General features: G+C 70.6%; 19 protein-coding genes. 11 read left to right on the plus strand and 8 right to left on the minus strand.

The annotated features are described in order from the left end of the window. Nucleotides 1-23 precede the first annotated feature (23 nt). From ACWDRB_RS54405 to ACWDRB_RS54430, 6 genes are all read left to right on the plus strand, one after another. Nucleotides 24-926, plus strand: coding sequence for a LysR family transcriptional regulator (locus ACWDRB_RS54405; RefSeq protein ID WP_449908418.1), 903 nt, complete (start codon nt 24-26; stop codon nt 924-926). An 11-nt stretch (nt 927-937) separates the two neighbouring features. After that, nucleotides 938-1,225 (plus strand): acylphosphatase, encoded by a 288-nt coding sequence (locus tag ACWDRB_RS54410; protein ID WP_350729740.1) that lies wholly within the window; start codon nt 938-940, stop codon nt 1,223-1,225. 191 nt (nt 1,226-1,416) lie between these two features. Further along, nucleotides 1,417-1,611, plus strand: coding sequence for a hypothetical protein (locus tag ACWDRB_RS54415; protein ID WP_090938435.1), 195 nt, complete (start codon nt 1,417-1,419; stop codon nt 1,609-1,611). A 176-nt stretch (nt 1,612-1,787) separates the two neighbouring features. Beyond that, nucleotides 1,788-5,468, plus strand: coding sequence for a chromosome segregation protein SMC (gene smc / locus ACWDRB_RS54420; protein WP_449908420.1), 3,681 nt, complete (start codon nt 1,788-1,790; stop codon nt 5,466-5,468). Between the two features lie 119 nt (nt 5,469-5,587). Further along, on the plus strand, nt 5,588-6,766 hold the full coding sequence (gene ftsY / locus ACWDRB_RS54425; RefSeq protein WP_355208933.1) for a signal recognition particle-docking protein FtsY: 1,179 nt from the start codon (nt 5,588-5,590) through the stop codon (nt 6,764-6,766). A 259-nt stretch (nt 6,767-7,025) separates the two neighbouring features. Continuing rightward, nucleotides 7,026-8,702: a tetratricopeptide repeat protein gene (locus ACWDRB_RS54430; RefSeq protein WP_449908422.1), complete on the plus strand. Its 1,677-nt coding sequence runs from the start codon at nt 7,026-7,028 to the stop codon at nt 8,700-8,702. A 16-nt stretch (nt 8,703-8,718) separates the two neighbouring features. On the opposite strand, the gene ACWDRB_RS54435 is transcribed toward ACWDRB_RS54430, so the two are convergent. From ACWDRB_RS54435 to ACWDRB_RS54445, 3 genes are read right to left on the minus strand one after another with little or no spacing between them, the layout of a single operon-like run. Next, nucleotides 8,719-9,522 (minus strand): ABC transporter ATP-binding protein, encoded by an 804-nt coding sequence (locus ACWDRB_RS54435; RefSeq protein WP_355208939.1) that lies wholly within the window; start codon nt 9,520-9,522, stop codon nt 8,719-8,721. Beyond that, nucleotides 9,519-10,562: a FecCD family ABC transporter permease gene (locus tag ACWDRB_RS54440; protein ID WP_350729749.1), complete on the minus strand. Its 1,044-nt coding sequence runs from the start codon at nt 10,560-10,562 to the stop codon at nt 9,519-9,521. Before ACWDRB_RS54440 ends, ACWDRB_RS54435 begins: the two co-directional genes overlap by 4 nt. Further along, complete coding sequence (locus ACWDRB_RS54445) at nt 10,562-11,596, minus strand: FecCD family ABC transporter permease (RefSeq protein WP_363975972.1); 1,035 nt, start codon at nt 11,594-11,596, stop codon at nt 10,562-10,564. Before ACWDRB_RS54445 ends, ACWDRB_RS54440 begins: the two co-directional genes overlap by 1 nt. Nucleotides 11,597-11,833: 237 nt before the next feature. Here ACWDRB_RS54445 and ACWDRB_RS54450 point away from each other — a divergent pair, with 237 nt between their 5' ends. Further along, entirely contained in the window at nt 11,834-12,676 is an 843-nt protein-coding gene (locus ACWDRB_RS54450; protein WP_449908425.1) for an ABC transporter substrate-binding protein, read from the plus strand. A 6-nt stretch (nt 12,677-12,682) separates the two neighbouring features. Here ACWDRB_RS54450 and ACWDRB_RS54455 read toward each other — a convergent pair whose 3' ends face one another. Beyond that, nucleotides 12,683-13,756 (minus strand): PLP-dependent cysteine synthase family protein, encoded by a 1,074-nt coding sequence (locus ACWDRB_RS54455; RefSeq protein WP_449908427.1) that lies wholly within the window; start codon nt 13,754-13,756, stop codon nt 12,683-12,685. Between the two features lie 247 nt (nt 13,757-14,003). Here ACWDRB_RS54455 and ACWDRB_RS54460 point away from each other — a divergent pair, with 247 nt between their 5' ends. Next, nucleotides 14,004-14,588, plus strand: coding sequence for a sigma-70 family RNA polymerase sigma factor (locus ACWDRB_RS54460; protein WP_185068057.1), 585 nt, complete (start codon nt 14,004-14,006; stop codon nt 14,586-14,588). Nucleotides 14,589-14,594: 6 nt separating this feature from the next. On the opposite strand, the gene ACWDRB_RS54465 is transcribed toward ACWDRB_RS54460, so the two are convergent. Further along, the gene (locus tag ACWDRB_RS54465; protein WP_449908429.1) at nt 14,595-15,539 is read right to left on the minus strand and encodes an anti-sigma factor RsbA family regulatory protein; all 945 of its coding nucleotides are present in this window, start codon (nt 15,537-15,539) and stop codon (nt 14,595-14,597) included. Between the two features lie 19 nt (nt 15,540-15,558). Beyond that, nucleotides 15,559-16,398 (minus strand): DMT family transporter, encoded by an 840-nt coding sequence (locus ACWDRB_RS54470; protein ID WP_350729759.1) that lies wholly within the window; start codon nt 16,396-16,398, stop codon nt 15,559-15,561. 92 nt (nt 16,399-16,490) lie between these two features. On the opposite strand from ACWDRB_RS54470, the gene ACWDRB_RS54475 reads away from it, so the two are divergent. From ACWDRB_RS54475 to ACWDRB_RS54485, 3 genes are all read left to right on the plus strand, one after another. Continuing rightward, nucleotides 16,491-17,066: a helix-turn-helix domain-containing protein gene (locus ACWDRB_RS54475; RefSeq protein WP_350729761.1), complete on the plus strand. Its 576-nt coding sequence runs from the start codon at nt 16,491-16,493 to the stop codon at nt 17,064-17,066. A 637-nt stretch (nt 17,067-17,703) separates the two neighbouring features. Further along, the gene (locus ACWDRB_RS54480; protein WP_449908432.1) at nt 17,704-18,501 is read left to right on the plus strand and encodes a polysaccharide deacetylase family protein; all 798 of its coding nucleotides are present in this window, start codon (nt 17,704-17,706) and stop codon (nt 18,499-18,501) included. Nucleotides 18,502-18,537: 36 nt separating this feature from the next. Beyond that, nucleotides 18,538-19,188 carry a DUF2461 domain-containing protein gene (locus tag ACWDRB_RS54485; protein ID WP_449908434.1) on the plus strand — a complete coding sequence of 217 codons (651 nt, stop codon included), beginning with the start codon at nt 18,538-18,540 and terminating at the stop codon, nt 19,186-19,188. 107 nt (nt 19,189-19,295) lie between these two features. On the opposite strand, the gene ACWDRB_RS54490 is transcribed toward ACWDRB_RS54485, so the two are convergent. Together ACWDRB_RS54490 and typA are read right to left on the minus strand one after the other, a co-directional pair. Further along, nucleotides 19,296-21,809 (minus strand): hypothetical protein, encoded by a 2,514-nt coding sequence (locus ACWDRB_RS54490; protein ID WP_449908436.1) that lies wholly within the window; start codon nt 21,807-21,809, stop codon nt 19,296-19,298. 184 nt (nt 21,810-21,993) lie between these two features. After that, a complete protein-coding gene (typA, locus tag ACWDRB_RS54495) occupies nt 21,994-23,844 on the minus strand; it encodes a translational GTPase TypA (RefSeq protein ID WP_357743434.1) in 1,851 nt (616 codons plus the stop codon). Nucleotides 23,845-24,089: the final 245 nt, after the last annotated feature.

The raw sequence follows: 24,089 nt of genomic DNA on the forward strand, positions 1-24,089 counted from the left end.
CTAAGCGATCCGAGGTGATGGGGATGGAGTTCAGGGAGCTGGAGTGCTTCGTGGTGCTCAGCGAGGAGCTGCACTTCGCGCGTACGGCCGAGCGCCTCTACCTGTCGCCCGGCAGGGTGAGCCAGCTCATGCGCTCGCTGGAGACCAGGATCGGCGGCAGGCTCTTCGAGCGCACCAGCCGCAGGGTGCGCCTCACGCCGCTGGGCGAGCGCTTCCTGGCCGACCTGCGCCCCTCCTACGACGGCCTGGCGAACGCGGTGCGCCGGGCCAAGGCGGCCGCCCGCGAGGTGACCGGCCGGCTCAGGGTCGGTTTTCTGGCCACGCCGACGGAGGTCGTCACCGGCAGCGTGCGGGCCTTCGAGCGCCGGTATCCGGAGTGCGAGGTGGAGCTGGTCGAGATCCCGCTCTCGGACCCCTTCGGCAAGCTGCGGGCCGGGCAGGTGGATCTCACGTTCACGCTGCTCCCGGTGAACGAGCCGGACCTGGCGACCGGCGAGGGGCTGAACGAGGTCTCCTACCAACTGGGCGTCTCCACCCGCCACGCGCTGGCCGCCCGCCCCGCCATCGCCGCGGAAGAGCTGGTGAACGTCCCCCTGATCGGCCTGGACGGCCCCGCCCCGCGCGCCTACCGCGAGCGGATCGCACCGTCCGTAACCCCTTCCGGACGTCCGATTCCCCAGGCCGGCACCGTGGCGACCAGCCAGGAGGGCCTGACCCAGGTGGCGCTCGACCGGGGTGGCATGCTGTTCTGCACGCCGACGGCGGCCCACCACCGGCGGCCCGACGTGAGCTTCGTCCCCGTCACCGGGCTGAGCCCGTCGATCATGGGCCTGGCCTGGGTCAAGGCGGCCGAGACCGCGGCCGTGCTGGCGTTCGACGAGGCGGCGGTCGGGCACGCACACCGGATGGAGTCCCTTGTGGCCTGACGGGAGATGAAATGCAGGAAAACAATGACAATTCACGGCTGACCGCCTGGGTACGGGGCAGGGTCCAAGGGGTGGGGTTCCGCTGGTGGACCCGGGCGCGCGCACTGGAGCTGGGGCTCGTGGGATGGGCGCGCAACACCGAGGACGGACGGGTGGAGGTGGTCGTGGAGGGCCCGCGCGAGGCGTGCGTCAAGCTGCTGGCGCTGCTCAGAGGTTGCGACACGCCGGGCAGGGTCGATGGAGTAGTGGAACGTTGGAGTGAACCCCGAGGTAGTTTGGGTGGATTTGTGGAGCGGTAGCGACTTCCGTTAAACCGCCCAAATAGGGTATAGTTGTATGTCGGGAGTGCCCATCAGTAGGGCTCAGCGGTTCGTTCGACTTGACCGCCCACACTGCCGGTGCGACTCTTGTTAGGTACCACGCGCACCCCTCCCGCGGAATAAGAAGTGCGCGAACCAGTCTGGTCACTCAGCGTGGAGGACCCTTTACCATGGCGAAGGCTCTACTCGGCCACGTCGGCGGTCCTGACCCTCGGATGGTCTCGGAGATGCGCCGCCTGCAGCAGCGTATCCGGGATCTGGAGGCAGAACTCATCCGACTTCAGGCCACCAATGACGCTCTTGCGGCGCAAACCCGTGATGAGGCACTAAGCCGCATGCAAGAGCGCGAGCCGGCACTCACCTGAGAGTGATCGGAGCGCAAGACCCCAGGGACGTCTCGGAGAGGCGTCCCTTGTTATTTGCGCATATTCGGAAAGCTTCCTTTACGCGGGCCGGGCAGTCGTGGACTGTAGCGGCCCGCGTGGGGCAGTGAGGACCAGTAGGCTTTCCGAAGTCCGCATCAGGGAGAAGGGGGTCGCGCTTGTATTTGAAGACCCTCACCCTGCGCGGCTTCAAGTCTTTCGCCTCAGCGACCGCCCTGCGTCTCGAGCCGGGCATCACCTGCGTCGTCGGCCCCAACGGCTCGGGAAAGTCCAACGTCGTCGACGCCCTCGCCTGGGTCATGGGCGAGCACAGCGCCAAGTCGCTGCGCGGCGGCAAGATGGAGGACGTCATCTTCGCCGGCACCTCCTCCAGGCCGCCGCTCGGGCGCGCCGAGGTGACGCTGACCATCGACAACACCGACGGCGCGCTGCCGATCGACTACACCGAGGTCACGATCAGCCGGCTGATGTTCAGGTCGGGGCAGAGCGAATACGCGATCAACGGCGACACCTGCCGCCTGCTCGACATCCAGGAGTTGCTGTCCGACTCCGGCATCGGCCGCGAGATGCACGTGATCGTCGGCCAGGGCCAGCTCGACGCCGTCCTGCACGCGGGGCCCGAGGACCGGCGGGCGTTCATCGAAGAGGCCGCGGGCGTGCTCAAGCACCGCAAGCGCAAGGAAAAGGCGCTGCGCAAGCTCGACTCCATGCAGGCCAACCTGACCCGCGTGCAAGACCTCACCACCGAGCTGCGCCGCCAGCTCAAGCCGCTGGGCCGGCAGGCGGAGATCGCCCGCAAGGCCGCCGTCATCCAGGCCGACCTGCGGGACGCCCGGCTGCGGCTGCTCGCCGACGACGTGTGCATCCTGCGTACGACGCTGCAGCGCGAGGCCGCCGACGAGGCCGCGATCACGGCCAGGCGCAACCAGGTCGAGGCCGAGCTGGCCGAGGGCCAGCAGCGCGAGGCGGCCCTGGAGACGGCCGAGGCCGAGACCCAGCCGCGGCTGAGCGCCGCGCAGGAGACGTACTTCCGGCTCTCGTCGCTGCGCGAGCGCATCACCGGCCTGGCGCAGCTCGCCGCCGAGCGCCACCGGCACGCGCTCGACGCCGCCGCCATCGAGCGCCGCGGCCGCGACCCCGAAGACCTCGAGCGCGAGGCCGCCGAGGTGCGCGAGCGGGAGCTGATCCTCGGTGCCGAGCTGGAGCAGGCTCAGGAGCTGCTGGAGGAGGCCGTCCAGCGGCGGGCCGAGGCCGAGGCCGAGCTGAGCGCCGAGGAGCACCGCCTCGCCCTGGCCGCCCGGGCCGCCGCCGACCGCCGCGAAGGGCTGGCCAAGCTGCGCGGCCAGGTCGATTCCGTACGGAGCCGGACGCGGGCCGCCGAGGAGGAGATCGGACGGCTCCAGCAGTCCGTGGCCGACGCGGCCGGGCGCGAGCGGCGGGCCAGGGAGGACCTGGAGGCGCAGCGGCTGGAGGAGCCCGCGGTCGATCCCGCGCTCGCCGAGGAGCTGGCCACGGCGCAGGAGCTGGTGGAGGAGGCCAGGGCGGTCGCCGACGAGGCGCGCGCGGCGGCCGAGGAGGCCAAGGCGGGCCTCGACGCGCCGCGCGCCGCCCTGCAGGCCGCCAAGTCCGGGATGACCACCGCGCGCGCCGCCGACCAGGAGGCCCAGCGGTCCGTGGCCGCGCTGATCGCCCGCCGTGACGCCCTGGAGCTGGGGCTCGCCAAGGGCGACGGCGGCGCGGCCCTGCTGGACGCCGACCTGGCCGGGGTGCTGGGGCCGCTGGCCGCCTCGATGCAGGTCACGCCCGGCGCGGAGCCGGCGGTGGCGGCCGTGCTGGGCCCGGTCGCCGAGGCCATCGCGGTCAAGTCCCTCGACACGGCCGTCGAGGCCCTTGACCTGCTGCGCACCCAGGGCTCGGGTCAGGCGACCCTCCTGGTGGGGGCGGACGACGACAGGGCCCGGCGCACCCGTACGGCGGCTCCCGAGGGCGGCCGGTGGGCCGCCGACCTCGTCACGGTCCCCGACCACCTGCGGCCCGCCCTCGACCACGTCCTCGCGGACGTCGTGCTCGTGGCCGACCTCGAAGCCGCCCGCGCGGTCGTCGAGAGCCACCCCGAGCTCAGGGCGGTCACCAAGGCGGGCGACCTGCTGAGCGCGCACCTGGCCAGCGGCGGCTCCGAGGGCGGCACCTCCGTGCTGCAGGTACGGGCCGCGTTCGACGAGGCCGTCAGGGACCTGGAGGAGGCCGAGGGCCGGGCCGAGGAGACGGCCGTCGCCCTCGACCAGGCGGCCGAGCAGGAGCAGACGGCCCAGACGGCGCTGGAGGCCGCCCAGGCGAAGGCCAACGAGGCCCAGACCGCCGTCACCACCGCCCAGGCGGGCGTGAGCGCCGTCCAGGGGACCCTCGACCAGGTCAGGGGCCGCCAGCGGGAGGCCGACCAGCGCAACGCCGCCGCCGCCAAGCGCCTGGCCCAGCTCGAGGCCGCCGCCAACGCCGCCCACGACGAGGCCGAGCGCCTGGCCGTGAGCGTCACCAAGGCGGAGGAGGCCCGCGCCGAAGGGCTGGAGGAGGTGGCCGAGCTGGAGGTCCGCCTGGCCGAGGCCGAATACGCCCAGGAGCTGGAGTCCGAGCCCACCACCGACCTCCGCGACGACCTGGCCGGCGCCTGCGAGGTCGCCCGGCAGCGCGAGATGGACACCCGGCTCCAGGTCCGCACCGCCGAGGAGCGGGTCAAGGGCATCGAGGGCCGCGCCGACGGGCTCGTCCGGGCCGCCCAGCGCGAGCGCCAGGACCGCGCCCAGGCCGCGGCCCAGCGCGCCAGGCGCCGCCAGCAGGCCGCCGTGGCCGAGGCCGTCAGCAAGGGCGCCAAGCAGGTGCTCAGGGAGCTCGAGTCCTCCGTCCGGCTCGCGTCGAGGGAGCGCGACGAGGCCGACCTCGCCAGGGTGGCCGTCGACGCCGAGCTCAAGCAGGTGCGCCTGCGCGTCCGCGAGCTCGGCCAGGAGCTGGACAAGCTGGTCAACCGCGTCCACGGCAGCGAGGTCGCCCGCACCGAGCAGCGGCTGCGGCTGGAGCAGATGGAGCAGCGGGCGCTGGAGGAGTTCGGGGTCGAGATCGAGGCCCTGATCTCCGAGTACGGGCCCGAGGTCCCGGTCCCGGGAGACCCGCCGGTGCCGTACGTGCGCGAGGAGCAGGAGAAGCGGGCCAGGGCCGCCGAGCGGCAGATGAACCAGCTCGGCAAGGTCAACCCCCTCGCCCTGGAGGAGTTCGCGGCCCTGGAGGAGCGGCACGCGTTCCTCACCTCGCAACTGGAGGACCTCAAGAAGACCAGGCGCGACCTGCTGCTCGTGGTCAAGGAGGTCGACGACCGGGTGGAGCAGATGTTCGCCTCGGCGTACGAGGACGTGGCCCGGGAGTTCGAGCAGATCTTCACCAGGGTGTTCCCGGGCGGCGATGGACGGCTGGTGCTGACCGAGCCGGCCGACATGCTGACCACCGGCATCGAGGTCGAGGCGAGGCCGCCGGGCAAGAAGGTCAAGCGGCTGTCGCTGCTGTCGGGCGGGGAGCGCTCGCTGACCGCCGTGGCGTTCCTGATCTCCATCTTCAAGGCGCGACCCTCGCCGTTCTACGTGATGGACGAGGTCGAGGCGGCGCTCGACGACACGAACACGCAGCGGCTGCTGAGGCTGTTCGAGGAGCTGCGGCAGAGCTCGCAGCTGATCGTCATCACCCACAACAAGCGCACGATGGAGATCGCCGACGCGCTCTACGGCGTCTCGATGCGCGGGGACGGCGTGACGCAGGTCGTCAGCCAGCGGCTCCGCGAACGCGAGCCGGCCTGACCCCACTGCGCTCCACGTGGTGGCGGCGCGCCGGACAGCCGGTCTGAGGGCGTGAGTTGGGCCTGATCGGTGGTGCCTTGGGCATGACCATGCCGGTCGATCTGGAAAACTGACATCTTGTGGATGGTTACCTCGGCGTCATAGTGATCGTGGCCGTCGTCGCCCTGCTGGCGGCCGGCGGCCTTCTGCTGTACTTCAAGCCGGGTCGCAAGGCGGCCCCGCCGGTCAAACCGCCAGAGACTCCCGTGCTCCCCGAGCAGGAGGAGAAGCCCGCGGGAGTGGCGGGCGAGGAGGGCGAAGGCGCGACCACCACGCTGCCGCCACCGGTCAAGCCCGCCGAGCCGGCCGTCGTCACGCCCGAGATCGAGGTGCCGCCGCCGTCCGCGGGCCGGATGGTGCGGCTGCGCTCGCGGCTGGCACGCTCGCAGAGCGCCCTCGGGCGCGGCCTCCTGGAGCTGCTCTCCCGCGACCGCCTCGACGACGACGTGTGGGACGAGGTCGAGGAGAAGCTGATCACCGCCGACGTCGGCGTCGCGCCGACCCGGGTGATCGTCGACGACCTGCGCACCAAGGTCAAGGTGCTGGGCAGCCGCACCCCCGAGGAGCTGCGCGGCCTGCTGCGCGAGGAGCTGCTGGCCCAGGTCAACCCCGACCTCGACCGCACGCTGCACGTCCAGAAGCACGGCGAGCGGCCCGCGGTGGCCCTCATCGTGGGCGTCAACGGCACCGGCAAGACCACCACCACCGGCAAGCTCGCCCGCTCGCTCGTCGGCGACGGCAAGAAGGTCGTGCTCGGCGCGGCCGACACGTTCCGCGCGGCCGCCGCCGACCAGCTCCAGACGTGGGGCGAGCGGGTGGGGGCCGACGTCGTTCGCGGACCCGAGGGCGGCGACCCGGCCTCCGTGGCGTTCGACGCCGTCGCCAAGGGGATCGAGGAGAAGGTCGACGTGGTCATCGTCGACACCGCGGGCCGCCTCCACACCAAGACCGGCCTCATGGACGAGCTGGGCAAGGTCAAGCGGGTCATCGAGAAGAAGGCCACGGTCGACGAGGTGCTGCTCGTCCTCGACGCCACCACGGGTCAGAACGGCATGCGCCAGGCCCAGGTGTTCGCCGAGGTGGTCAACATCACCGGCATCGCGCTGACCAAGCTCGACGGCACCGCCAAGGGCGGCATCGTGATCTCCGTGCAGCGGGAGCTGGGGGTGCCGGTCAAGCTCGCGGGGCTCGGCGAGGGGCCCGACGACCTGGCGCCGTTCGACCCCGAGGTGTTCGTGGACGCGATCCTGGGCGAGTGAGGCGAACACGATTCGGGCGCGCGGTAATTGACGAGGGAATAGCCATTACCAGATAAACAATTGTTCGAGGGCTTTTCCCTGTGCTGACATGTAGCGGTCATCAATGATCGCTCGTTCTGCGCAAAGGGGCGCCATGAAGAAGATCGTCGTTCATCGGCCAGGAACCGTGAAGCCGACCGCCGCGGCCGCGCCGAGGCACAGCGCCTGAGCCGCCCGGCCGGCGTCTCGTGGGGCGCCGGCCAGCACGGAAAGGCCGTTCGTGGACACGATCTCCCTTGACGCCGACCGCCGGATCGGCGGCCCTTACACTTTCGCGGCCGGGCTCCTCGGCCATCTCATCCCCCGGGCGCTGGAGCGCCGACCGGAGCTGGTCGCCGCGCACGACATCGAGATCCGCACCGCCGCGCCGCAGCTGCGCGAGTCCGTCCCCGAGCGCAGGAGCTCGCTGGCCGGCCGCCTGCCCACGGGGCAGCGCATCCTCGTGCCCGGCGCCCGGCGCAGCCTCAGGATCGCGAACGGGCTGGCCGAGTTCGTCCGCGACCACCTGCGCGACGCGGGCCCGCTCGCGCTCACCGTGACGAACCTGGGCGCGGCCGACCACACCGACACCGAGCTGGTGGCCGTGCTGCGGCGCAGGCTCGACCCTGGGCTGCTGCGCATCGACGAGGGCCCGCCGGCCCCGAGCACCGGACCGCTGTGCGCGGACTTCGACCGCTACCGCGACGAGGGCTTCCATCACGCCATGGCCGAGTCGGGCCTGGCCGTGCTGCGCGGGATGGCGTACGAGGACGACCCGGAGGGCTGGCAGCACCTCCTGCAGCGCGTCGCCGGCGCCCTGGAGGCCATCGAGCGCGAGGACGAGGCCCGCGAGCTCTACGACCGGGCCAGGCGCGTGAGCACCGACCCCAAGCACCGCGCCACCTTCGCGTACGCCACCGCCATGATCCTCGTACGCCACCACGACCCCGCCCGGCGCGACCCCGAGCAGGCCCTGGCCTGGATCAACGAGGCGATCACGATCACGTCGCTGCTGCCGGACCGCCGCGAGCGGGCCTTCCACCTCGGCTTCGACCTCAACGGCAAGGCCCTGGTCGAGGTGCGCAGGGGCCGTCACGAGGCGGCCATGGAGCTGGTGCAGCGGGCCATCGACCTGGCCGAGACGGACCTGGCCGGCGAGCACCCGATCCACCGGCTCGTGCTGCACGCCAACAGGGCGCAGCTCCTGGCCATGGCGGGCCGGACGGAGGAGGCGCTGGCCGGCTACACGCGGGCCGTCGAGGCCGATCCCGGCTACCCCGACTACTACCTCGAACGCGGCAACCTGCTGCACCGGCTCGGCCGGTCGGAGGAGGCGCTGGCCGACTATGAGGCGGTCATGCGGCTCAGCCCGCCCTTCCCCGAGGCGTACTACAACCGGGCCGAGGTCCGGTTCGCTGCGGGCGACCTCGACGGGGCCCGCGCCGACCTGGACCACACGCTGGAGCTGGACCCCGAGTTCGCGCCCGCGTACGTGAACCGCAGCGGTATCGATGTGGTGATGGGGGACTACGCCAGAGCCAGGGAGGACGTGGTGCGCGGGCTGGGGCTGACGCCCCGCGACCCCCACCTGCTGTGCGTGCTCGGGCAGGTGGAGCTGGCCGAGGGCAGGCGCCCGGAGGCGCGGACCGCGTTCGACGGGGCGCTGGAGGCCGACCCCGAGCTGGTGGCGGCCTGGGCGGGCCGGGCCGAGCTGGCCTTCGAGAGCGGCGACCACGACGCGGCGCTGGCCGACCTGACCCACGCGCTGAAGCTGGCGGAGACGGCCGAGCTGCTGTTCAACAGGGCCGTGCTCTACCGGGCCGCGGGGCTGGCGGACAAGGCCAGGGACGACCTGCTCAGGGCCGCGGAGCTGGCCCCTGACGACGAGGAGGTCAGGCGGGCGCTGGCCGAGGCGTGATCGCCGCCGTGGCGGGTCAGGCTCGCGGCTCCGCGGGGTGCGAACGCGGCCGGATCGGAACCACGAGCGGCGTCCCCGCCACCGGGTCCTCGATGACCTTGGCGTCCAGCTCGAACACCTCGCCCAGCAGGTCCTCGGTCAGCACCTCGTGCGGGGTGCCCGCGGCGACCACCCGCCCGGCGCGCATGGCCACCAGCCGGTCGGCGTAACGGGCGGCCAGGTTGAGGTCGTGCAGGACCATGACGACCGTGCGGCCCGCCTCCTGGTGCAGGTGCCGTACGAGCTCCAGCACCTCCACCTGGTGCGCCAGGTCAAGGAACGTGGTCGGCTCGTCGAGCAGCAGCAGGTCCGTGCCCTGGGCCAGGGCCATGGAGATCCACGCCCGCTGCCGCTGCCCGCCCGACAGCTCGTCCAGCGGCCGTTCCGCCAGGTCGGCCAGGCCCGTCATGTCCAGGGCGGCGGCGACGGCGCCCTCGTCGTCCGAGGACCACTGCCGGTACCACGTCTGGTGCGGATGCCTGCCCCTGGCCACCAGGTCGGCCACGGTCAGCCCTTCGGGGGCGCTGGGCGCCTGGGGGAGCACACCGAGGATCTTGGCCACCTCGCGGGTGGGGATCTTGTCGATGCGCTTGCCGTCCAGCAGCACCTCGCCGCCCTGCGGCTTGAGCAGGCGGCCGAGCGCGCGCAGCAGCGTCGACTTGCCGCAGCCGTTCGGGCCGATGATCGTGGTCACCGTGCCCGCCTCGATGCCGAGGTCGAGCCCGTCGACGACCAGGCGTTCGCCGTATCCGAGCTTGACGCCGGCGGCCTGCAGCCTCATTTGCGTGACCTCCAGATCAGGTGGATCAGGTAAGGGGCGCCCAGCACGGCCGTGACGATGCCGACCGGCAGCTCCAGCGGGGAGAACGCGGTCCTGGCGATCAGGTCGGCGGCGGTGGTGAGCACGGCGCCCACGACCGCCGAGCACAGCAGCGGCGGCTGGGCGGAGCGGGTGAGCCTGAGCGCGATCTGCGGCGAGGCCAGGGCCACGAACGCGATCGGGCCGGCGGAGGCGGTGGCCACGGCGGCCAAGAGCACGGCCGCCAGGATCATCAGGGCGCGGGACAGGTTGGTGCGGACGCCGAGCGCGGTCACCGTGTCGTCGCCGAAGCGCAGGGCGTCGAGGGAGCGGGTGCCGAGCAGGGTCAGCGGCACCAGCACGGCCAGGGCCAGCGCGGTGGGCAGCACGTGCTCCCAGCCGCGGCCGTTGAGCGAGCCGCTGATCCAGACCATGGCGCGGCCGGTGTCGTTGACGTCGCCGACGGTCAGGAGCCAGAACTTGATGTTCGTGAACACGGCGGCCACGCCGATGCCGACCAGGACCAGCCGGTAGCCGTCCAGGCCGCGCCGCCACGCCAGCCCGTACACGACGGCAGCGCCGATCAGGCCGCCGAGCAGGGCCAGCGCGGGGATGCCGGCGGTGGCCAGCAGGCCGCTGGCGCCGCCGTACGCGCTGCCGCTGGCCACGACGCCGGCCACGACCGTGACCGAGGCGCCGGTGGTGACGCCGAGGATCTCGGGGCTGGCGAGCGGGTTGCGCGCGATGGACTGGATGATCGCGCCGGACAGCGCGAGCGCCGCGCCGACGAGGGCGCCGGTGAGGGCGCGCGGCAGGCGCAGCTCCATGATGACGAAGTGGGCGGCGCTGTTGACGTCGAACGTGCCGGAGATCACCTCCGGCAGCGTCATCCGGATCTCGCCGATGCGCATGTTCATGGCCATGAGCAGGACGATCAGGACCAGGCCGATCAGGGAGACGGCGACGCCGCGCAGCCGTACCCGCCAGGACACGGCGCCGACGCGGAGGGAAAGAGCGGTCATCACAGTCGCACTGGCTTCCTGCGCCTGACGAGCGCGACGAAGAACGGCGCGCCGATCAGCGCGAGCACCACGCCCACCTCCAGCTCTCCCGGCGGGGCCACCACGCGGCCGATCACGTCGGCGAGCAGCAGCAGCGCCGCGCCGATCAGTCCCGAGAACGGCAGCAGCCACCGGTGGTCGGTGCCCGACAGCGGGCGGGCGAGGTGGGGCACGATCAGGCCCACGAACGCCAGCGAGCCGCAGGCCGCGACGGCCGCGCCCGACAGCAGGGTGACCGCGGCGACGCCGACGGTGCGGGTCGTGGAGATGTTCTGGCCGAGGCTCCTGGCCACGTCCTCGCCGAGGGAGAGCGCGTTCAGGCCCGGCGCGTTGACCATCGCGAGCACCAGGCCCACGAGGATGAACGGCAGCACCTGCCAGACCACGTCCGAGCCCCTGGCCGCGATCGAGCCGGCCTGCCAGAAGCGGAAGACGTCCATCGCCTGCTCGTCCAGCAGCACGATGGCCGAGGTCAGCGCGTACAGCAGGGCGCTCACGGCGGTGCCCGCCAGCGCCAGCGTGACCGGGGTCGGGCCGCCCCTGCCGCCCACCATGCCCAGCGCGAACACCCCGACGCTGGCGACCAGGGCGCCCGCCAGGCCGAACCAGATGTAGGTGAGCAGGCTGGAGGCGCCGAGCAGGATGATCGAGGACACCATCGCGAACGCCGCCCCCTGCGTGACGCCGAGCAGCCCCGGGTCGGCGAGCGGGTTGCGGGTGTGGCCCTGCATGAGCGCGCCCGCCACGCCGAGCGCGATCCCGGCGAGAACGCCTAAGGCGGTCCTGGGGAGGCGCAGCGAGCGGATGACGATGTCGTTCTCGGTCCCGGTGGGGGCCGTGAGGGCGTGCCAGGCGTCGGCGAGCGGCACGGACTTGGAGCCGACCGTGATGCTCAGCACGATCGCGACCAGCACGGCGGCCAGCAGCGCGAGGAGAACGGTGAGCCGCCTGTGCCGGATGCCATGGAGGCGCGGGGCCACAGCGGTCGCACTCACCCACGTCCTCCTCAACATTTGCCCGATCACGGTGAAGTATGCCAGCTTAGGCAGGGCTAACCTAATTTAGGGTTACCTTACTTTGGGATTCGGGAAAGGGATCTTATGAGACCGTTGCGCATGCTGGTCGGGGCTCTCCTTGTGACGGGGCTCGCGGCCTGTGGTTCCTCCGGCGCCTCCGGGGGGAGCGCGGCGGCTCCTGCCTCCGGTGCCCCGTTCAGGACCGTCAAACACGCGATGGGCGAGACCGTGATCCCGGCCCAGCCGAAGCGGGTGGTGGCGCTCGACCAGAGCTTCGTCGACGCGGTGCTCACGCTGGAGACGCCGGTGGTGGGGTACACCACGTACCGGTCGCTCGACGACAAGCTGCCCGCCTACCTGGGGACCGTCGCCGAGCAGTACGGCAAGGAGGCCGCCCCGGTCGGCTCGCTGGAGCAGCCGAGCCTGGAGAAGATCATGGCGCTGAAGCCCGACCTGATCGTCTCGGCGAAGGTCCGGCACGAGGCCCTGTACGACAAGCTGTCCAAGATCGCGCCGACCGTCTTCAGCGAGACCACCGGGGCCATCTGGAAGGAGAACATCCGGCTCATGGGACAGGCCCTGGGCAAGGAGCAGCTCGCCGACACCAGGATCAAGGAGTATGAGGGACGAGCGGCCAAGATCGGCGCGGCCATCAAGGCGAAGAGCGGCGAGCTGCCGACGATCTCGGTCGTGCGGTTCGCCGGCGAGCCGACAGTCAGGCTTTATGTTGAAAAGTCCTACTCCGGGCTGGTGTTGAAGGATGTCGGGTTCCCGCGGCCCGAGGGGCAGCCGACCGAGCAGGGCGCCATCGCGGTGGACATCAGCCAGGAGCGGATCGCGGACCTGGACGCCGACCACATCTTCGTCTCGACATATCAGGATCCGTCGGCGGAGGGGCCCAAAGAGAAGTTCGTGAACAACCCGCTCTGGGGCAAGCTCAAGGGCGAGAAGCACGATGTCGCCGACCTGACCTGGATGACCGCGGTGGGCATCCAGGGGGCGCACGCGATCCTGGACGACGTGGCCAAGCTCTTCGAGGTGGACCCGGCCAAGGCCTGAGCCCGCTCAGTCCGGCAGGAACGCGCGGAGCTCGTCCAGGTGGGGTTCGACGTCCAGGCCCTGGTCGGCGAGCCACCCCGGGTTGCCGTACGTGCCCCGGTAGCGGTCGCCGCTGTCGCAGACCAGGGTGACGATGCTGCCCTGCTCGCCCGCCGAGCGCATCTCCTGGATGAGGTCCACGCAGGCCGCCATGTTCGTGCCCGTGGAGCCGCCGACGTCCAGGCCCGTGACCTCGCGCGTCCAGTGCATGGCGGCGATCGAGCGGGCGTCGGGGACGGCGATCATGCGGTCGATGACGGACGGCTGGAACGAGGGCTCCACGCGCGGGCGGCCGATGCCCTCGACGCGGGAGCCCCGCGCGGTGACCGAGGTGTCGCCGGAGACCCAGCTCGGGTAGAAGGCCGAGCCCTCCGGGTCGACGACGGCCAGGCGGGTGGGGTGGCGGCGGTAGCGGATGTAGCGGCCGATGGTCGACGACGTGCCGCCGGTGCCGGCGCCCACCACGATCCAGGAGGGCTCCGGGTGGGGCTCCATGGACATCTGGGAATAGATGGACTCGGCGATGTTGTTGTTCCCGCGCCAGTCGGTCGCCCGCTCCGCGTAGGTGAACTGGTCCATGAAATGGCCGCCGGTCTCGGCGGCCAGACGGTGAGATTCGTCATAGATCGCGCCGGGGTCCGTCACGAGGTGACACTTCCCGCCGTAGAACTCGATGAGGTGACACTTCTCCGGCGACGTGGACGCGGGCATGACCGCGATGAACGGCAGGCCCAGCAGGCGGGCGAAGTACGCCTCGCTGACGGCCGTGGATCCGCTCGATGCCTCCACGATCGTCGTGGCGGGCCCGATCCAGCCGTTCGCCAGGCCGTAGAGGAACAGGGACCGAGCAAGTCGATGTTTGAGTGAACCCGTAGGGTGTACCGACTCGTCTTTCAAGTAGAGGTTTACACCCCAGTGCGAGGGAAGCGGAAAGACGTGCAGATGTGTGTCGCAGCTACGGTTGGCATCGGCCTCGACCTTGCGTATGGCGTCTGTCACCCAGTGGCGCGAAGCAAGGTCGTGACGGTCCACAAAACTCATGCCCATACGCTATCCCATGTGACTCTTGCCACTATTACTGCGAAATTGGGTGGGTAGTGTTATGATACTGAGACTTGTCCGGCCGTGGACGTGACGACACACGCCGCGAGCAGATGGACGGAAACCCCCTCTGACCAAGGCGGAACCTCTAACGCGTCCCTTACCTGGGACTTGCCATGATGGAAACCGCCCGCAGGCGGCTTGTGCCGAAACGGGGGATAGCGCAAGGGGGAATGAATTGATCACTATGACCGATGAGCAGCGTCAGGACTGGTTCGAGCGCGATGTCGTGCCCGTGACGTCGCAGCTGTTCGCCTCCGCCATGCGCCTCACCCGCAACGCCGCTGACGCGGAGGACCTGGTGCAGGAGACGGTGGCCAAGGCGTACACCTCGTACCACCAGTTCCGGGAGGGCACCAACCTCAAGGCGTGGCTGCACCGGATCCTCACCAACAACTTCATCAACGACTACCGCAAGAAGCAGCGTTCGCCCAAGTTGTCGGCCGCCGAGGACATCGAGGACTGGCAGTTGCACGCCGCCGAGTCGCACAGCTCGACGGGCCTGCGCTCGGCCGAGACCGAGGCGCTCGACCGGCTGCCCGACAGCGTCGTGATGAACGCCCTGCGTTCGCTGCCCGAGGACTTCCGCGTGGCCGTCTACCTGGCCGACGTGGAGGGGTTCGCGTACAAGGAGATCGCCGACCGCATGGGCACGCCCATCGGCACGGTCATGTCCCGCCTCCACCGGGGCCGCCGCCAGCTGCGCGGCATGCTCGAGGAGTACGCCCGCGAGGAAGGCGCCGTACGGCTCCCCGCCCAGCGCGCCGCGTGAAGACCCCTACGACCCCATCATGAAATGAAGGCGGACGCGTAACACGCCGCCTTCATTGCGCAGCTGTACGAGATCGCAGAGCTGCCGGCTGATCCAGAGCCCGTATCCCCGAGGGGATTCGGGCTCAGGTGGTATGTAGCCGGGTAACGGGTCGTCCAGGGCGCCGCCCGGGTCGGCGACCTCGCAGACCAGCTCCCCGTCGCTCACCCACATCGTGATCATGCCGTGTCCGGCGCCGTGCTCGATGCTGTTCGCGGCGATCTCCGACACGCTGATTACGAGCGAGGTGATCAGGTTGCGATCCATGCCGGCCGCTCTGGCGTAGTCGCCCACGCTCTGGCGCAGCCGCTTCAGCTCCCGGGCCGTGAAGGGGATGGTCTCGGCGCCGTCGGCTGGCGCGGGCAGGGGCGCGCGGTCGGCGTTCAGGACCAGCTCGTGGGGCTCGACGAAGCGGGTGCTGGACGCCTCGCCGTCCGCGCCCAGGAGAAACGGGTGGCTGACCGGGCCGAAGTCGAGCGCGGTCCTGGGGGCGCGGCGCACGTCGTACAGGCACATCATGATCGCCGCCGCCGGTCGGAGCGCGGCGTTGACCACCGACTCGTAGCGGATCAGCTCCCTGATGTCGCGCTCGCTCCTGCCCTCCCAGTCGGGCTCGCCGATGACGAGGGTGCGGCGGTCGCGGGTGTACTCGTGATAGGCGGCCAGGGTGCGGTACGGGTGCCCGTACCAGCCGGTCGAGACCCTGCTGTCGATGCGCCCGGCGTCACGGCCGAGGGCGTCGTGCAGCAGGGCGAGCTTGTCCGCGCACGTGATCACCAGCACGTGCCTGCCCTCGTCGAGGGCGGAACGCACGCGCGGGGTGGCGAGCCTCACGAAGGTCTCGTCCGAGTCGTGCGGCACCGCGATGTGCCGTAGCGACTCGCCGTCCGAAGGTGCCCGGTCAGGGCGCACGGGCGAAACGTAGCAAGCGCTAGAGGTGCTGCGCAACGGCTATCAGCGCCACCGCCCCGAGCGCGCAGGCCACACCGGCCACCTGGATGGCCCGCAGCCGCTCTCCCAGCACCTGTCTGGCCAGCAGCAGGGTGCTCGCGGGGTACAGCGACACCAGCACGGCGACCAGGCTGAGCAGGCCGTCCTGCTGGGCCAGCAGGTACAGGACATTGGCCGCCATGTCGAGCACGCCCGCCGCCACGATGATGTGCAGGGAGCCCGGGCCGGGCCTGAGCGCGCGCCGCGTGACCAGGGCCAGCAGCGCCACCGTCGTGATCGACGACACTCTGGCGCCGACCAGCGGCCACAGCCCGGCATCGTCCGGCGCCATGGCCAGCAGGATGAAGAACCCGCCGAACCCGGCCCCGGCCGCCAGCGCGGTCAGCACCGATGCCAGGGAGCCCTGCCGGTCCGTGGACCTGTCCTGGCTGACCAGCAGCACCGAGCAGAGCGCCAGCGCGATGCCCACCAGCGCCCAGAACGCCGGCCGCTCGCCCGTCGCCAGCCCGAACACCACGGGCAGCGCCGCCGAGGTGACCGCGGTCGTCGGGGCGACCACCGACATGACGCCCGTGGCCAGCGCCCGGTAGAACAGCACCAGCCCGGCCGCGCCCGCCAGGCCCGCCGCCAGGCCCCACGACAGGGCCGCGGCGCCGGCCGTGCCGGGCAGCACCGGCAGCAGGGCGAGGATCAGCACCAGGCCCGCGATCTGCGACAGCACGACGACCGACAGCACTTGGGATCGGCGGGTGGCCAGGCCGCCGAAGAAGTCGGCCGTGCCGTACACCACCGCGCAGGCGGTCGCCAGGATCACCGTCACCGGTATTCCCCCCTTTGGTTCAACAGGTTGCACTGTCAGTACAACACACAGAGTACATTCCATTGCAAATCGGATTCACTAGACTGCACTGCGTGGAAGATCCAGACCTGATCAACCAGGCCATCGCCAGCAACGTCCGGGCCCAGCGGGCGCACCGGGGGCTGACGCTCGACGCCCTCGCCGCCAGGTCGGGGGTGAGCAGAGGCATGCTGGTCCAGGTGGAGCAGGGCAGGACGAACCCGAGCGTCTCCACCCTCACCCGGATCGCCTCCGCCCTGGGCGTCACCGTGGCCCGGCTCGTCGAGGTCGCCGACGTGCCGACGGTGCGGATCGTGAGCAAGGCCGACGTGGTCACGTTCGACCAGGGGGACGTGCGGGCGCGGCTGCTGGTCGGCGCCGACGTGCCGATGATCCTGGAGCTGTGGGACTGGCGGATGCCGCCCGGTGAGCACCACGACGGCGACGCCCACCCGCCGGGCACCCGCGAGATGCTGACCGTCCTGGACGGGGAGCTGACACTCACCGTGTACGGCAAGAGCCACGTGATCGGCAAGGACGACGCCGTGCTCTTCACGGCCGACCGGCCCCATCGCTACGCCAACCGGGGCACCGAGGACCTCAGGTTCGTGATGGTCGTCGCGGAGCCGCGCGACACCCAGGACCAATAACCGCTGCTTCTCCTTCCGGGACGGCATGGAAAACCTTGGTAACAGCCAGTAATGTTTGCGGTCGGTGAGGTTGACGTGACAGGAGGTGTGCGATGGCGGTGTCCTGGGACGCGCGCCTGACGACCGTCTCGCTCTGGCCCTCCGACGGCCGATGACCGGCCTCCCCACAGCCGGACGGGATCCTCGGAGCAGACCCCCGGCTTCACCCAGCGGTCGTTGACGATTACTTGATGCTTTGGACGGCTGATGTCCGTTGTTGGGTACATCCCTGGTGTGGCGGAATGTGGGCAGGGGGTGGCGTGTGAGTGAGGCCCTCGCGGCGACGGAGAAGCTCCAGTCGGAGCTTCGCGCTCTGGGCGTCACCAGCGCGTACGAGGTAGGGGACGGAGCGACTATCTCGGTATGGATAGGCCTGGTCGTTCGGTATAGAGATGGTTTTTACCGTTGGCAGGAAGGACCGGTGAAACGTCGGCATCTGGGTACGGATCCGGTCGGATGTGCCATGCGCGTGGCGCGCCGCTACAAGGAACTGCAGGCCGATATCCCACTCTGGTGGGACGACCTGGCCAGGGAATTGCGGGGGAAACCGGTTCAGGACTATCCATAGGCCCCCGCGCGCGGCGCTTCGGGGGGAACCATGCGCGTATGGGCTTTGCCGCTGGCCCTGCTCGCTCTGGCAGTCTGCGTCACGTGCTCGGTGGCGAGCCGCCATCAGACCGAGGCGCCGATCGTGCCGTACAAGGCGGCCGTCGTCGATCCGGCGGTGCTCGCCAAGCGGCTGGTGTCGATGCAGTACGGGTCCGGCTGGCCGCGCAGCCGCAAGTTCGACTGCGCGAAGCTCAAGTGCGTGGCCCTGACCTTCGACGACGGGCCCGGCGAGTACACCGGGCGGCTGCTCGACATGCTGCGCAAGCGTGACGTCAAGGCCACGTTCTTTGTCATCGGGCAGATGGTGGCGGCCGACAAGGGCGGCCGGCTCGTCCGGCGCATCGTCGAGGACGGCCACGAGCTCGGCAACCATTCCTGGAGCCACCCCGCCCTCGCCGGGCTGTCGCACGACGACGTGCGGCGGCAGCTCCAGCACACCAACGACCTCGTGTTCAAGCTGACCGGGGTGCGGATGCACCTCATGCGGCCGCCGTACGGGTCGACCAACGCCGCCGTCGCCGCGGAGGCACGCCACGAGGGGCTGGCGGAGATCCTCTGGAGCGTCGACACCCTCGACTGGCTGCACCGGGTCCCCGCGGCCGTGGCCCGGCGGGCCGGCGAGGCCAAGTCCGGATCGATCGTCCTCATGCACGACATCCACCGCACGACGGTGGAGGCCGTGCCCGCCATTCTCGACATCCTTGACCGGAAGGGCTTCACGTTCGTCACGGTTTCGGAGCTCTACGGCAAGACGCCGTCGCCGGGCCGGACGTACACCGAGCGGTGACCCGAGGTGTCGGTGCGGCGTGGCACCCTTGGGAGCATGGGTTTCAGCGGCTTCCCTGATGAGGCTTTCCTGTTCTACGAGGGGCTCGAGGCGGACAACTCGAAGACCTACTTCACGCGGCACAAGCACCTCTACGAGGAGGCGGTGCGGGAGCCGATGCTCGCACTCACGGACGAGCTGGCCGCCGAGTTCGGGGCGGCGCAGCTCTTCCGGCCCTATCGTGATGTGCGCTTCTCCAAGGACAAATCGCCGTACAAGACCCATCAGGGCGCGTTCGTGGACCTCCAGCCGGGGATCGGGCTCTACGTGGAGCTGAGCGCGGCCGGGATCTACACGGCCGGGGGCTTCTACACCCAGGCGCCCGACCAGGTGGCCCGCTACCGGGCCGCGGTGGACGAGGACCTGACCGGCAAGCCCCTGGAGTCGATGACGGGGGAGCTGGTGTCCGCCGGTTACGAGCTGGGCGGGGAGCGCCTCAAGACCAAGCCGCGGGGCTTCTCGGAGGACCATCCGCGGATCGAGCTGCTGCGGCACAAGTCGCTCTACGCGGGGGTGCGCTGGGAGCCGGAGCCGTGGGTGCACACGGCGGAGGTGCGCGAGCGCGTGTCCCGTACGTGGCGCGCGTACGGGCCCCTGGTCGACTGGCTCTGCACCCACGTCCGCGGCAGCGAACTCCCCCGCCGCTGACCCTTCCACCCACGACACACACCCACCCCGCCGGGCGCTGGGTCGGCGGGGTGCCGGTGCGGTGTGCCCCAGCCCACCAGGCGGGGTGTGGGCCCGGAGCCATGCGGTTAGCGGGGGGCGGTGGTGGTGATTTGGTCGCCCTTGAGGATGCGGTCGACGGTTTGGCCGGCCGCGGAGGTGGCGGCGGTGGTGCCGGCCGCTACGACGATGGCCAGGGCGGGGGCCGCCAGGCTGCGGACGCTGCGGAGGTTGCGGACCCGGGCCCACGGTTCCCCGGCCAGGTGCATGAGGCGCCACTCCCAGTACAGCCCCAGCCCGACGCAGACCATGGTCACCTGACCCACCACGATCCCCACCACCTGCACCTTGTCGAAGGCCCCGATGTCCGGCTCCACCAGGGTGGACAGGTAGCCGGACAGCTCCGTGAGCAGGGCCGCGGCGATCAGGTGGAGGGCCTTGGTCATCGGCTGGGTGCCGCGCAGGCGCGGGTAGAAGTAGCCGAACAGGAAGCCGAAGGCCGGCAGCGTGATCAGGTAGCGCGCGTCGAAGATGAAGCTGGTCAGGTCGGCCCCGTCCGGCCACCCGTACACGATCGCGAAAGGCAGGCTCAGCAGCAGGCTCACGGCGAAGGCGTGCACGCCGTTGTGCCAGGGCGTGCAGCCGGCGGCCGTGGCGAAGGCGGTCTCCGGGTGCCGGCCGTGCTGCCGCAGCGCCTCCTCCAGGGCGTCCCGCCGCTCGTCGAAGTCCGTCATCGACATCTCACCCGAGCCGATGCTGCCGCGTCCCACGCGGTACAGCTCCTGCTCGGCCACCAGCAGCAGCCGTTTGTGCAGGGCGGCCCTGACGAGCCGGCGGTGCTCCTCCTGCGAGGCGGGCTCGGCGAGTACGAGGCGCGGCCCGGAGAGCAGCCAGCGCGCGCTCGCCCAGGCGACGATCGAGGTGATCGCCAGCAGCGGCAGCGGCACGTCGATGTCCGCCAGGGTCGTGCTGCCGCCGGGTGTGATGTACAGCACCATCAGCACGGCGATCATGGTCGACTCGGCGACCGGGTTGTCGATCGCCGCGAGTTCGTCGCCGAGCCGCCGCAGCCGCAGCACCAGCATCAGGAACCCCAGCAGCAGCAGCCCGAGCACCCCGCGCACGAGCGGGGTGAGCACCAGGCTGCCGATCCTGGGTTCGGGTTGCGACACCGCCAGGCTCCACGACCCCGAGTCCAGCCATTCGGTCGGCCAGCCCTGGACCAGCAGGCTCACGATCACCGCGCCGGCCACCGCGCCACGCGTCCACTGCTTGGTGGCCACGGCGATGGCGGCGACCGGGATCATCGCCCAGCTCAGCGCCAGCACCAGCCGGACGCTGTCCGGCGGGTACACCCCGGTCAGCAGCGCCCGCAGCCACAGCGCCAGCGCGAGCAGTCCGATCGCGGCCTCGGCCGACAGCACGGCCAGCCGTACGATCACCGGCCTGACCCCCAGGTCCACGCTGAACGCCACCGCGGACCCCGCCGCGGCCACGGCCGCCACCGCCCCTCCGGCCAGCAGCGTCTGCCCCGGCAGCTGTCCGTGCAGCCACGACCAGGCCAGCATGCCGAGCCCGACCACCACGCCCAGCCCGGTCACGACCAGCAGGTCGCGCGTGTTCCACGGCGGGCTGGTGGGCAGCACCCGTCCCGCGTGCCGCAGCGCGAACGCGGGCACCGCGACGAAGAGGATCACGTACGCGACCGCCGACCAGTCCTCGGCGAACAGCGGGATCAGCAGCGTGGGCGCCGCCAGGACGAGCCCGACGAACAACTCCCTGTTGGCCAGCCGCGCCCACCACCCGCGCCCGAGCGAGCGCAGCAGGAAGGCGACGAGAGCGATCGCGGTGAGCACGCCGAGCGCGGTGGCCCACGAGAAGTCGTCCTCCACGACCGTGTCGGCGAACCCGAACGAGTCCGGCGCCAGCGTCATGCTCACCGGGTACGCCCCGATGGTGAACTCCAGCCGCTCCTCCTGCTCCCGCTCCGGCGTGATCCCCGCCAGTCGCAGCACCGTCCACTCACCGGGCAGCACGGCGATCGAGCGCGAGGTGACGATCAGCGGGACCGCGCCGGGCGCGGTGAAGTCGAGCTTCAGCAGTTCGTCCGCCTTGACCTGCCGCAGCAGCGTCACGGCGAACCTGGCCGTGGTCCCGGTGGAATCGGAGGTCAGGATCGGCGCCAGGCGCGTCGTGGGTGCCAGCCCGGGCCCGCCCACCTTGATCGCGCCGAACGCTGCGTCGGTGACCTGCTGAAGCGTGCCCGGGAACCCGCTGCCCTGGCGCAGCGCCTCGGTGAGCGGGTCCTTGGGGGCCATCTGGAGCCGGTGTACGACGGTCACCTTGACCTGTCGCTGGCGGGGATCGATCCGCCCCTTGGGCACCGGGTCCAGGTCGCGCTCAGTCGCCCTGGTGAGCGTCACCTCGGTGGTGGCCTTGCGGGCCCAGCCCACGAGAGGGTCGGCGCGGGCGGCGGCCGCCACCCACGGGTTGGGCACCGCCGTGCTCTTGGGCAGCACGGGACCCGCCACCGGTCTGGCTACGACGGTGCACCAAACGATCGCCCCCAACGACACCAGAGCCAGCCCGAACGCAGTTGCCATCCGGAGCGTTCCCACAAATTGGATGATTCTCCGGAATGGCGGAATGTTCTATGTCAAGGGGTCACGGTGTGATTACAGCTTTTCACCATGACCCCTTTTCTTGACCGGCGGGCTCATTCATCGCCCATGGCGAAGCCGCGAGCCTTACCGGCCGGGCTTACACCGAAAAAAGCGAAGAAAAAGCTCAGGCGCGCTTGGCGCGGGCCGCGGCGCGACCGCGCGTGGCGGCGTCGAGCACAACCTTGCGAATGCGCACGTGCTCCGGAGTGATCTCCACGCACTCGTCCTCGCGGATGAACTCCAGCGCCTGCTCCAGCGAGAGGACGCGCGGCGGGATCACCTTCTCCGTCTCCTCGCTGGTGGAGGAGCGCATGTTGGTGAGCTTCTTCTCCTTGGTGATGTTCACGTCCATGTCGTCGGACCGGGAGTTCTCGCCGACGATCATGCCTTCGTAGACCTCGGTCGTCGGCGAGACGAACAGCGTGCCGCGCTCCTGCAGGTTGAGCATCGCGAACGCGGTCACCGGGCCGGACCTGTCGGCCACCAGGGAACCGTTGTTGCGGGTGCGCAGCTCGCCGAACCAGGGCTCGTACGAGTCGAACACGTGGTGCACCAGGCCGGTGCCGCGCGTCTCGGTGAGGAACTCGGTGCGGAAGCCGATCAGGCCGCGCGCCGGGACCACGAACTCCATCCGGATCCAGCCGGTGCCGTGGTTGGTCATGTGCTCCATGCGGCCCTTGCGCACGGCCAGGAGCTGGGTGACCGCGCCGAGGTATTCCTCGGGGCAGTCGACCGTCAGGCGCTCGACCGGCTCGTGCACCTTGCCGTCGATGGTCTTGGTGACGACCTGCGGCTTGCCGACGGTCAGCTCGTAGCCCTCGCGGCGCATCTGCTCGACCAGGATGGCCAGCGCCAGCTCGCCGCGGCCCTGCACCTCCCAGGCGTCGGGCCGGTCGGTGGGCAGCACGCGCAGCGACACGTTGCCGACCAGCTCCTTTTCGAGGCGGTCCTTCACCATGCGGGCGGTGACCTTGGACCCCTTGACCTTGCCGACCAGGGGCGAGGTGTTGGTGCCGATGGTCATCGAGATGGCCGGCTCGTCCACCGTGATCAGCGGCAGCGGGCGCGGGTCCTCGGGGTCGGCCAGCGTCTCGCCGATCATGATGTCGGGGATGCCGGCGATGGCGATGATGTCACCGGGGCCCGCCTCTTCGGCCGGCTTGCGCTCCAGGGCCTCGGTCATGAGCAGCTCGGTGATCTTGACGCGCTGGATCGTGCCGTCGGTGCGGCACCAGGCCACCTGCTGGCCCTTGCGCATGACGCCCTGGTGGATGCGGCACAGCGCGATGCGGCCGAGGTAGGAGGAGGCGTCGAGGTTGGTGACGTGGGCCTGGAGCGGCGCGCTCGGGTCGTACGTCGGCGCGGGGATGGTCGACTTGATGATGTCGAACAGCGGCTCAAGGTCCGTCGAGTCGGGCATGCCGCCGTCTTCGGGGCGCTCCATGGAGGCCCGGCCGGCCTTGGCGGAGGCGTAGACGATCGGGAAGTCGATCTGCTCCTCCGTGGCGTCGAGGTCCATGAACAGCTCGTAGACCTCGTCCACGACGTCCTTGATGCGGGCGTCGGGGCGGTCGACCTTGTTGATGCACAGGATGACCGGCATCTTCGCGGCCAGCGCCTTGCGCAGCACGAAGCGGGTCTGCGGCAGCGGCCCCTCGGAGGCGTCGACCAGCAGCACCACGCCGTCGACCATCGACAGGCCGCGCTCGACCTCGCCGCCGAAGTCGGCGTGGCCGGGAGTGTCGATGATGTTGATGGTCATGCCGCCGTGCTTGACCGCGGTGTTCTTCGCGAGAATGGTGATGCCCTTCTCGCGCTCGAGGTCGTTGGAGTCCATGACGCGGTCGTCGACGTCCTGGTTGGCGCGGAAGGCCCCGGACTGCCAGAGCATGGCATCCACAAGCGTGGTCTTGCCATGGTCGACGTGCGCGATGATCGCGATGTTCCGCAGGTCGTCGCGGCTGTTCAAAGGCATGATGACGTCTCGCTCTGTGTCGTGGGGGCGGCCGCGCGAAGTCGCGGCCTTATAAGTCTAGTTGATCCCCTCTGATGACAGGCGCGACTGAGGAGAGGGGCGGTTGTGGATATGGGGTCCCCTGAGAGCAGGCGCGACGCGAGGGGGACGGGTGCGGATACGGGAGTCCCCCAGGTGACAGGCGCGACGTGAGGGATCCCCGATGTCAAGCGCGATCCTCGATGTCAAGCTGACGTTAAGCCCTA

The sequence above is a fragment of the Nonomuraea sp. NPDC003707 genome (assembly GCF_053587055.1).

What these genes read in the sequence shown, in the direction of transcription:
- ACWDRB_RS54405 (WP_449908418.1), top strand. Translation starts at nt 24, where the DNA reads ATGGAGTTCAGGGAGCTGGAGTGCTTCGTGGTGCTCAGCGAGGAGCTG.
- ACWDRB_RS54410 (WP_350729740.1), top strand. Translation starts at nt 938, where the DNA reads ATGCAGGAAAACAATGACAATTCACGGCTGACCGCCTGGGTACGGGGC.
- ACWDRB_RS54415 (WP_090938435.1), top strand. Translation starts at nt 1,417, where the DNA reads ATGGCGAAGGCTCTACTCGGCCACGTCGGCGGTCCTGACCCTCGGATG.
- ACWDRB_RS54435 (WP_355208939.1), bottom strand. Translation starts at nt 9,522, where the DNA reads ATGAGGCTGCAGGCCGCCGGCGTCAAGCTCGGATACGGCGAACGCCTG.
- ACWDRB_RS54440 (WP_350729749.1), bottom strand. Translation starts at nt 10,562, where the DNA reads ATGACCGCTCTTTCCCTCCGCGTCGGCGCCGTGTCCTGGCGGGTACGG.
- ACWDRB_RS54450 (WP_449908425.1), top strand. Translation starts at nt 11,834, where the DNA reads ATGGGCGAGACCGTGATCCCGGCCCAGCCGAAGCGGGTGGTGGCGCTC.
- ACWDRB_RS54455 (WP_449908427.1), bottom strand. Translation starts at nt 13,756, where the DNA reads ATGAGTTTTGTGGACCGTCACGACCTTGCTTCGCGCCACTGGGTGACA.
- ACWDRB_RS54460 (WP_185068057.1), top strand. Translation starts at nt 14,004, where the DNA reads ATGACCGATGAGCAGCGTCAGGACTGGTTCGAGCGCGATGTCGTGCCC.
- ACWDRB_RS54480 (WP_449908432.1), top strand. Translation starts at nt 17,704, where the DNA reads ATGCGCGTATGGGCTTTGCCGCTGGCCCTGCTCGCTCTGGCAGTCTGC.
- ACWDRB_RS54485 (WP_449908434.1), top strand. Translation starts at nt 18,538, where the DNA reads ATGGGTTTCAGCGGCTTCCCTGATGAGGCTTTCCTGTTCTACGAGGGG.
- ACWDRB_RS54490 (WP_449908436.1), bottom strand. Translation starts at nt 21,809, where the DNA reads ATGGCAACTGCGTTCGGGCTGGCTCTGGTGTCGTTGGGGGCGATCGTT.
- typA (WP_357743434.1), bottom strand. Translation starts at nt 23,844, where the DNA reads ATGCCTTTGAACAGCCGCGACGACCTGCGGAACATCGCGATCATCGCG.